Here is an 8,227-nt window from a genome sequence, read left to right as displayed (position 1 = left end):
TCACAACCAGATCACTCAGCAGCATTGGGGCGCGGCCCCCCTGCGTTCGCTGATCGAGAACGAGACCGGCGCCTACTTCGTCGGCAAGCTCAGCCATGTCACGTTCGCAGGGCCGGATGTTTTGCTGTCGCCACTCGCGTACTCCACCCTGGCGCTGGTGCTGCACGAGCTGCTGACCAATGCTTCGAAGTACGGCGGCCTGTCCGAACACGGCCGCGTCCACCTGAGCTGGCGTCTGGATGCCGCGGGTGATCTGTTCATCGATTGGCGGGAAAGCGGTGGCCCCGCGGTTCAGGCGCCGATCCGGCAAGGCTTCGGCTCGACCATCATCAATCGCTCGATTCCCTACGATCTCGGCGGCAACGCGGAAGTCTCCTACAAGCTCACCGGGCTCGAAGCGAAGTTCTGCATCCCCGCAAGATTCGTCTCGATCGATCGCTTCCCGGGCTCGACGAGAAGCACCATCCAGTCGCCTGTGGACATGACCGCGAGCGACCAGCACGTGCTGCTCGGCGAGACGGTGCTGCTGGTCGAAGACAGCCTCATCATCGCGCTCGATACCGAGCAGGTGCTGAAAGAGCTGGGCGCCGACCGGGTGCTCTCAGCCTCGACTGTTCAGCAGGCCCTGTCGCTGATCGACGACGAGCAACCCAGCATCGCCGTGCTCGATCTGAATCTCGGCGATCAGACCGCCATCCCGGTCGCGCTGCGCCTGCTGGAACTCGGCATTCGCTTCGTGTTCGCGACCGGCTATGGCGACAAGGCCGACCTGCCGCAGGAACTGCTCGGCACGCCGATCCTGCAGAAGCCCTACTCGAAGGACACCATCGCCAGCGCGATCGCGCGGTTGGCTCGATAAGACGTGCTTCAGATCGGCGGGTGCTGCTGCACCTGCTCGTACTTCGCGTAGCCCTTGCCAACCCCGTATTCCATGATTCCGTGGCCGATCTCGTCGCCGATCTTCACTTCGATGACGTGATCGCAGAGCGTACGCACTAGCTTGCGGATCGCCGGATCGTCGAGATCCCAGCGCTCGTGCTCGATGTGCAGCTTGCCCTTGTCGTCGCCGTGAAACCAGCCATTCAGGCCGCCATACAGGCCGCCCTTGAGGTAGTAGCGGGCCGGCAACGTGCGAATCTGCAGGTGATGCATCGTGCCGTCGTCGAGCGTCACGTCGAAGCTCGCAGTGCTGACTTTCTGGCCGTTCGGATCGTTGGCCCAGATCACTTCATGGCTGACGCCGCCCATGCGCCGGGCGCGGTTCGGTTTGCTGCCGAGTAGCGTGACTTCTTCGCCGGACAGATAGATGAATTCGCCCGGCGCCCGCTCCTTGAAGAACACATGCAGGCCGCGATCGGCGAACTGCACCGTGGTCCAGGCATAGAAGAACGGCGGATAGAATGTCAGCGGTGGTGCCGATTCATCGCTGCGCATTTCGGCGCGAATGCCCCAGCTGTGATCGCGCTGGCCGAGCCAGCCATCCGGCGTGATCTCGTGGCGTTGACCATCCACTTCCAGCCAGCCGCGATAAGCACCCAGTTGCTGGCCACGCGCCATGTGCTCGGTGACCCGGCCGTTGCGGCGGCGAAAGTGCGGCTCTTCCTCATGGGCGTTCATGGTGCCGAGGAATTCGATTTCGAAACTCAGACCCGATTCGTTCGGCGCAAGCGTCAGTCGATGGCGCTTGAGTCCTTCGATCACTTCAATCTTCAACGGGCCGACCGTGGTTTCCAGCGGATTCGGTCGCAAGCGGCGCGACGCACGGAAGTTGTATTGCGTGCTGCCGATGGCGATGCCCGCGAAGGCATCCATGATATTGCGATTGGGGTGATAGCCGAGGCCGATGTCGAAGATGATCTCTCCACTTTTCGGATGGCCGGTGTACCAGAGCCGTTCCATCCATGAGGGATCGCTGTTGCCGACGTGGTCGAACGTCGTGGGTAGCTGGTGGCCGATCAGGTCGTCTTGCGCGGTGAGCATGTTCTGGGTCTGTTCCTTATTCGGAGCCTGCGGACATCTCGGCAAACATCGGCTTCGCCGAGGTCTGCAGTTCCCACTTGAGCTGGCGGTCCATGCAGGCGCGCAGTTGTGTTTCGATGGCCGCGGCCCGCGCTGCATCGAGCGTGGCCGCGCCGTACCAGGTGATCAATGCACAGATGCGCTCGTCGTTGGCATCCCGTGTTGCCTCAAGTGTCTTCACGCCCGAACCCGCATCCGCGGCCTGCGGCAGTGCCGGCGCATCGGTATCGACCAGCAGCGGCGCCAGCGCATCGCGCAGCGCGAGCTGGGCAGCGATCTGCTCGCCGACAAACTCCGGTGACCAGTTGGCACGCAAGGCCAGGCTGTTGAGCATGTAGATCACGCCGAAGGCCTGGCCGCGTGCGAACTCGGTGCCGATGTGAGGAATGACTTCATGGCGCAAGGTGGCCACCATACCGTCGATCATCCGCTTGATCGAGTTGTTCATGCGCCCTCCACCGGCAGCAGCTTGGAAATCTGGCGCAGCACCGGCGCGATCTGTGTGCCCATCGCCGGCATGCGCATATCGTTGAAGCGCCCTTCCTCGAAGCAGCGCACGGCGGCGATGTGGGTCAGCGCGAGCTTCACCAGCGAAAAGACCAGATAGAAATGCAAGGACGCTGGCTGCACCTTGAAGCCGGCTTCGCGCTCGTACTGGGCGATGAAATCCTCCTTCGACAACAGGCGGCAGACCAGGCCCGAACCGCCGCTGTACTGAGGCAGGAACGCCCAGCCAAGGTCTTCATGCGGATCGCCGAGATGCACCAGTTCCCAGTCGAGGATCGCGGTGATGCGGCCGTTCTGTTCGAGAAAATTACCGAGCCGGTAATCGCCATGGACCAGGCTCACACGCGGCGCGACCGGCAGATTGCGGCGCAGCCAGCGAAACGCCCAGGTGAGCATCGGATAAGGCTTCAGCGCCCAGCGCTGACGGTTCGCTTCCCATTCTTCGATCTGGCGGATCGCGGCGTTGTCGACGGTGATGCCGTTGTCGACAAAGCCTTCCTGACCACGCCACTCGGCGGTATGCAATCCGGCGATTGCCGAGACGAACTGCGCGCCGATGTTCTTGCGATAGCTTTCCTCGAAGCCGGTGGCAGTTGCACTCATCCACGGCACAGGCGCAGAACCCGCGACGCGCTCACTGATGAAGAACGGCGCGCCTAGGATGGACGCATCGTCACTCCACCAGTACGACCGCGGCGCCGGCACTGTCGAGCCTTCCAGCAGCTTCAGCGATGCGTGCTGAGGCAAAGCGCTGTACGGCGCGAACAAGCCATAAGGCGGACCCAGCCGCAGGATCAAGCCCTGCTCGGCGCCGCCATCCTCGCGGGCATCGAAGCCATAAGTGATCCATGAGAAGCCGACGGCGTAGCGCGTGAACTTGCCGAGCGTCCACGGACGCTTTGTCTGCGCCTGCAGATAGCTCGCGAGTCGCTCGCGGATACGCGCCTCGTCGGACAGCAGATCGGGCGCCTGGATATCGACGGCTAACATCTTCATCAGCTCTTCTTGCTGCGGGTCGAATTTTTTTTCGGCCCTTCGACCAGCACCTTGGGCGGCGTTTCGAGATGAAAGCCATCGAAGGCTTCGGAGTTGCACTCCTGCCGCAGCGGACCCCAGCAGATACGGGCGTTGGGCGAACCGCCGTCGATGCGGATGCAGGCACCAGTGATGAAGGCAGCACCCGGCGACAGCAGATAGACGATGGCGCTGGAGATCTCCGACGCATTGCCCCAGCGCTGCAGCGGAATGGTCTTCGGAATCTCGCGGAAGAAGGCCTGCGCTTCCGGCTCGTAGGTATCCAGCCCGCTGCTGGCGATGCAGCCTGGCGCGACTGCGTTCACGCGCACGCCGTAGCTCGCCCATTCCGAGGACACGCTTTCGGTCAAGGTCCACATGCCGCCACGGGCCGAAGCCGAATGCGCGTAGTTCGGCCAGCCGTTCCAGATGTCGGCAATCATGTTGACGATCGAGCCGCCGTTGGCCTTCATCCAGCGCTTGTAGGTTTCGCGCATGAAGATGAAACCGCCGACGAGGTTGTTGCGTACCACGGCCTCGAAGCCCTTGGTGCTGATGTCTTCCGCCGGCATGCGGTACTGGCCGCCAGCGTTGTTGACCAGGCCATCGATGCGTCCGTGCTGGGCGATGACAGCGTCGATCGTGTCGCAGACCTGCGCTTCTTCGCGGATGTCACAGACATGGGTGCTGACCTTGCCACCGACCGCTTCGATCTCGGCCTTCACCGCATCGAGCTTGTCCTGCTTGCGGCCGACGATGGCCACCGTCGCGCCCAGCGACGCAAGTTCATGGGCGGTGCAGCGGCCGATGCCACTGCCACCACCGGTGACGATGACCACCTGGCCAGCGAAGAGGTCCGAGCGATAGATCGATTTGTAGCTCATGGAATCGTCCTCTCAGAGCGCGCTGGCGGTGTCACCGGCGCGGCCGCGATCCTTCTTGTCGAAGAATTGCTGCGAGCGTTCCATCACCGTCTGATTGCCGCCGCAGAGCGCATAGCCCCACATCGCTTCGACTCGCAGCTGGTCATGCAAGGGGCGGCCTATGACTTCCAGCAGGGTTTCCTTGGCCGAGACGATCGCTGCCTGATCGTTGCGCAGAATCCGCGAGACCAGGTCTTCAGTCGCCGGCATCAGATCGTCGTGCGGCACCACCTTGTTGACCATGTTGTGCATCAGCGCGCGCTGGGCACTGAACGGTTCGCCGGTCAGGATCATCTCCATGGCGATGCCGACGCCGCAGGTGTTGAGCAGACGAACGATGCCGCCATCCGCCGAGTGCATGCCGCGACGAACTTCGAAGGTGCCGAACTGGGCGCGCTCGGAAGCGATGCGGATATCGCAGGCCATCGACAGTTCGATGCCGTGCCCGAGGCACCAGCCATTGATCGCCGCGACGATTGGCTTGCCGATGCTCGCCAGCGGGCCACGCGTGATACCGCTCAAGCCATCTTCCAGACGCTCGCGGCCGACCATCGGGCCCACCTTCTGCCATTCCGGCGCATGGGTCTTGAGGTCCGCGCCGGCGGTGAAGGCATCGCCGGTGCCGGTCAGGATCGCCACCCGCAGCTTCGGGTCATCACGGAAATCCTTCCAGGCATCACAGAGCAGCAGATGGGTCTCGTAGTCGACCGCGTTCTTGCACTCGGGACGATTGAGCGTGACGTAGGCGACCTCGCCCTTCTTCTCGTACAGAACCTTGGCAGTCATTTTTGGGGCACCTGCTTCGACATCGTCGATCTCCTCGAACGGAACAGCTGTTTATCTTCCAACGGCGCGCCGGCTCAGGCCGAAATGCGAGCAGCCTGCGGACTCTTGTCCAGCGACATGATCAGCTTGCGCAGCACGCGCTCGAGCACGGCGAACTCCTCGTCATCAAGCCCGGAAAACGCAGCCTCGATCGGCTCGCGCAGACGTGGCGCCGCTTCGAGCGCCTTGGCCCGGCCTTCGGGCGTGATGGTGATGACGTGGCGGCGGGCATCGCGCGGGTCGATACTCCGATCGACGTAGCCATCGTTGATCAGCTCCTCGAGCAGCCGGGTCATGTTGGCGCGGCTGGTCCCGACCATTTCGCTCAGTTCACCCGGCGAGGCAGACGCGCCGTCGTTGGCAACCAGCAGACACAACACGTGAAAGGTGTTCTCGGTCAGCCCCAGCGAACGGAACATCGGCTCGAAGTAACTGCTGAGCCCAAACCCGGTGATGCGCAGCAGCCGCACCATCACCGTTCCCGGCATCGACAGCTCCGGCAGCGCCCGCGCCATGCGCGGCGTGCTGTCGGCAACCTGGGCTAATCGCTCTGATCCCTTCATTATCGTTACGTAAATGTTTTACATATGAACGATATGGTTGCAGACTTGTTGTATAGGGACAATGACCACTCGTCGGAGTCAGCTGGATGGACCGGCAATCTGTTCGCGGCGGCTTGTCGCAGCCCAACTGCGAACACACCTAAGCCGGAACTCAACGATTCGGTTCCAAGCTGTTGATTTAATGGTGGGCCCTGTCGGACTTGAACCGACAACCAAGGGATTATGAGTCCCCTGCTCTAACCAATTGAGCTAAAGGCCCGTTTGCGCTCGACTGCATGGATCGCGGCGGTATTGTGCCAGCGTCCGGGCCGGTTTCCGGTGTGGTTTCGACTTGGTTCAGCGATTGGCGGCTGCGGCGCTCGGCACGGCGTCGATCTGGGCGCTGCGAGCGGCGCGGCGGGTACGGCCGGGGCCGTAGCCGTGGATCTTCTTGAAGGCACGGCGGAACGCGGCTTCGGTCTGGTAGCCGAGCTTTTCGGCGATGGTGGCGGCGGAGGATTTAGGATCGGCGAGCAGGCGCAGCGCTTCGGCCATGCGCCACTCGGTGAGGTACTGGTAGGGGCTGACGCCGAGCACTTCGTTGAAGTGCTGCGCAAACGCGGTCCGCGATTGGTGGGCGAGTTCAGCGAGCATCGCCACCGTCCAGGCGCGGCCGGGGGCGGCGTGCATCGCTTCGAGCACGCGAGCCATGCGCGGATCGATCAGCGCGGCGATCAGGCCGCGGCGCTCCTTGCTGTTGGCGATGTGCTGGCGCAGCGCCATGACGAACAGCGCGTCGGCGAGCTTGTCGAGCACCAGTTGCCGGCCGAAGGACTCCTGGCGCGCCTCGTGCGCCATCAGCCGGGCCAGATGGCGAAACTGCTGCTGGCTATCGGCTTCACGGACCACGATCCAGTCCGGCAGTGCATCGAGAATCGGGTTGCGGTTGCCGGTCGCGAACTCGAATTCGCCGCAGAGAATCGAGGTGAAGCGATTGGCGGCTGGGCCGTCATCGGTATCCGGCGGGCTGCGCAGGGTGTGCGCGGCGCCGTGCGGGAACATCACCAGATCGCCGGAATGCAGCAAGAGCGAGGTGCCGGTGCGGGCGAACTCGACCAGGCATTCGCCTTCGTCGATCAGATGGAACATGCCGTGCGGCAAGACGCGCTCGGCCTCGATGAAGCTGCCGCAGTAGTGCGGGTTGTCGCTGATATAGGCGCGCAGCTGATGGGCGCCGAGCACTGCGGCAAACGCGGCTTCGGCCGAGCGATCGAGCATGGGTGGACAACTCTTGCGCCATCAGCACCGGAGCGGCGCGAATCGGCAGCAGCAGTATAGGAAATCGGCTGTCCGGCGATCGTCCGGTTGAACGGATGGCGGCGCTTTGCGGTCATTGCCCGGCATCAAGCACTGGCCAGAATCCATCGCCCGCCGCCAGCCGTAACACCGATCGCCAGCGCGAGCCGGTACAGTTCGCCATCACCAATTGAGCCTTTGCGGGCTCGTTCGAAACAGGAGCAGACAGATGAGCATCATCAACAAGCGCAAGCCCTTGGCCGTAGCCCTTGGTGCGGCGTTCGTGATCGGCGGCGCGGCGCAGGCCTCGCCTCTTTTCGTGGCCAGCGATCTGGCCGCCGGCTACATGGTCGCTTCGATCGACGACAAGGCAGGCGAACATTCCTGCGGCGAAGGTGGCTGCGGTGCAGACATGAAGGCCAAGCCAACCTCGACCAAGGACGCTGCGCAGAAGAACAGCGCCGAAGCCAAGGCCGCCGCTGACAAGGCTGCTGCCGACAAGGCCAAGGCCAGCGAAAGCAAGCCGAAGTAAGTGGCACCTTGATGCCAAGCCCGGGCACTACCGCCACCGCGCCGCGTCTTGCGCAGCCGGCGGTAGTGCGCGGCGCTGGGCTCGGCCTGCGGCGAGCCTTGCTGACACCGCTGGCCGAGCTGGCGCCGGGCGCAATCGATTTTCTCGAGATCGCCCCGGAAAACTGGATGCAAGTGGGCGGCAGGTTCGGCCGGCAGTTCCGGGCGTTGAACGAGCGTTATCCATTTGCGGCTCACGGTCTCAGTTTGTCACTGGGCGGGCCGGCGCCGCTCGATGAAAACTTCGTGCTGGCGCTGAAACGCTTTCTCGATGAGCACCGCATCGCCGATTACAGCGAGCATCTGAGCTACTGCAGCGATGCCCGCGGCCAGCTGTACGATCTGATGCCGATCCCGCACACCGAGGAAGCCGTGGTGCATGTAGCTGCCCGCATCCGCCGCGTGCAGAACCTCCTTGAACGACGCATCGCCGTCGAGAACGTCAGCACCTATGCCGCGCCCGGCCAGCGGATCAGCGAACTGGCGTTCATCAACGCAGTGATCGACGAAGCCGACTGCGATCTGCTGCTC

The 8,227-nt window shown here is 63.3% G+C and carries 9 protein-coding genes, 1 tRNA gene and 1 pseudogene; 3 read left to right on the top strand and 8 right to left on the bottom strand.

Annotation, left to right across the window (positions count from 1 at the left end):
• Positions 1 to 859, top strand: a pseudogene (locus QZY06_RS01045) (hybrid sensor histidine kinase/response regulator); the annotation flags it as partial.
• An 8-nt stretch (positions 860 to 867) separates the two neighbouring features.
• Here QZY06_RS01045 and QZY06_RS01040 read toward each other — a convergent pair.
• The 8 genes from QZY06_RS01040 to QZY06_RS01005 all read right to left on the bottom strand — a co-directional run bounded on the left by QZY06_RS01040 (position 868) and on the right by QZY06_RS01005 (position 7,108).
• Positions 868 to 1,980 carry a hypothetical protein gene (locus QZY06_RS01040; protein WP_295679054.1) on the bottom strand — a complete coding sequence of 371 codons (1,113 nt, stop codon included), beginning with the start codon at positions 1,978 to 1,980 and terminating at the stop codon, positions 868 to 870.
• Positions 1,981 to 1,996: 16 nt separating this feature from the next.
• Positions 1,997 to 2,467, bottom strand: a complete 471-nt coding sequence (locus QZY06_RS01035; protein WP_295679052.1) for a hypothetical protein — start codon at positions 2,465 to 2,467, stop codon at positions 1,997 to 1,999.
• Positions 2,464 to 3,522: a phosphotransferase family protein gene (locus QZY06_RS01030; RefSeq protein ID WP_295679051.1), complete on the bottom strand. Its 1,059-nt coding sequence runs from the start codon at positions 3,520 to 3,522 to the stop codon at positions 2,464 to 2,466. The genes QZY06_RS01035 and QZY06_RS01030 overlap by 4 nt, the downstream gene beginning before the upstream one ends.
• Positions 3,522 to 4,424, bottom strand: coding sequence for an SDR family oxidoreductase (locus tag QZY06_RS01025; RefSeq protein WP_295679047.1), 903 nt, complete (start codon positions 4,422 to 4,424; stop codon positions 3,522 to 3,524). Before QZY06_RS01025 ends, QZY06_RS01030 begins: the two co-directional genes overlap by 1 nt.
• 12 nt (positions 4,425 to 4,436) lie before the next feature.
• On the bottom strand, positions 4,437 to 5,249 hold the full coding sequence (locus QZY06_RS01020; RefSeq protein ID WP_295679044.1) for an enoyl-CoA hydratase/isomerase family protein: 813 nt from the start codon (positions 5,247 to 5,249) through the stop codon (positions 4,437 to 4,439).
• Positions 5,250 to 5,323: 74 nt separating this feature from the next.
• On the bottom strand, positions 5,324 to 5,851 hold the full coding sequence (locus QZY06_RS01015) for a MarR family winged helix-turn-helix transcriptional regulator (protein WP_295679042.1): 528 nt from the start codon (positions 5,849 to 5,851) through the stop codon (positions 5,324 to 5,326).
• Positions 5,852 to 6,033: 182 nt separating this feature from the next.
• Positions 6,034 to 6,110: transfer RNA gene (locus QZY06_RS01010), tRNA-Ile, on the bottom strand.
• A gap of 77 nt (positions 6,111 to 6,187) precedes the next feature.
• A complete protein-coding gene (locus QZY06_RS01005; protein ID WP_295679039.1) occupies positions 6,188 to 7,108 on the bottom strand; it encodes an AraC family transcriptional regulator in 921 nt (306 codons plus the stop codon).
• A gap of 247 nt (positions 7,109 to 7,355) precedes the next feature.
• Between QZY06_RS01005 and QZY06_RS01000 the strand changes: the two genes are divergently transcribed.
• Together QZY06_RS01000 and QZY06_RS00995 are read left to right on the top strand one after the other, a co-directional pair.
• Positions 7,356 to 7,658 (top strand): hypothetical protein, encoded by a 303-nt coding sequence (locus tag QZY06_RS01000; protein ID WP_295679037.1) that lies wholly within the window; start codon positions 7,356 to 7,358, stop codon positions 7,656 to 7,658.
• Between the two features lie 11 nt (positions 7,659 to 7,669).
• Positions 7,670 to 8,227, top strand: a 558-nt coding sequence (locus QZY06_RS00995; protein WP_295679056.1) for a DUF692 domain-containing protein, incomplete at its 3' end; no start/stop codon positions are given.

It is taken from the genome of uncultured Nevskia sp., assembly GCF_903885465.1.
GTDB lineage: Bacteria > Pseudomonadota > Gammaproteobacteria > Nevskiales > Nevskiaceae > Nevskia.
The sequence above is the reverse complement of the archived record's forward strand: the minus strand, read 5'-3'. Positions and strand labels throughout refer to the sequence as shown.

Coding starts and splice junctions, on each gene's coding strand:
- QZY06_RS01005 (WP_295679039.1), bottom strand. CDS start 7,108: ATGCTCGATCGCTCGGCCGAAGCCGCGTTTGCCGCAGTGCTCGGCGCC.
- QZY06_RS01025 (WP_295679047.1), bottom strand. CDS start 4,424: ATGAGCTACAAATCGATCTATCGCTCGGACCTCTTCGCTGGCCAGGTG.
- QZY06_RS01020 (WP_295679044.1), bottom strand. CDS start 5,249: ATGACTGCCAAGGTTCTGTACGAGAAGAAGGGCGAGGTCGCCTACGTC.
- QZY06_RS01035 (WP_295679052.1), bottom strand. CDS start 2,467: ATGAACAACTCGATCAAGCGGATGATCGACGGTATGGTGGCCACCTTG.
- QZY06_RS01015 (WP_295679042.1), bottom strand. CDS start 5,851: ATGAAGGGATCAGAGCGATTAGCCCAGGTTGCCGACAGCACGCCGCGC.
- QZY06_RS01040 (WP_295679054.1), bottom strand. CDS start 1,980: ATGCTCACCGCGCAAGACGACCTGATCGGCCACCAGCTACCCACGACG.
- QZY06_RS01030 (WP_295679051.1), bottom strand. CDS start 3,522: ATGAAGATGTTAGCCGTCGATATCCAGGCGCCCGATCTGCTGTCCGAC.
- QZY06_RS01000 (WP_295679037.1), top strand. CDS start 7,356: ATGAGCATCATCAACAAGCGCAAGCCCTTGGCCGTAGCCCTTGGTGCG.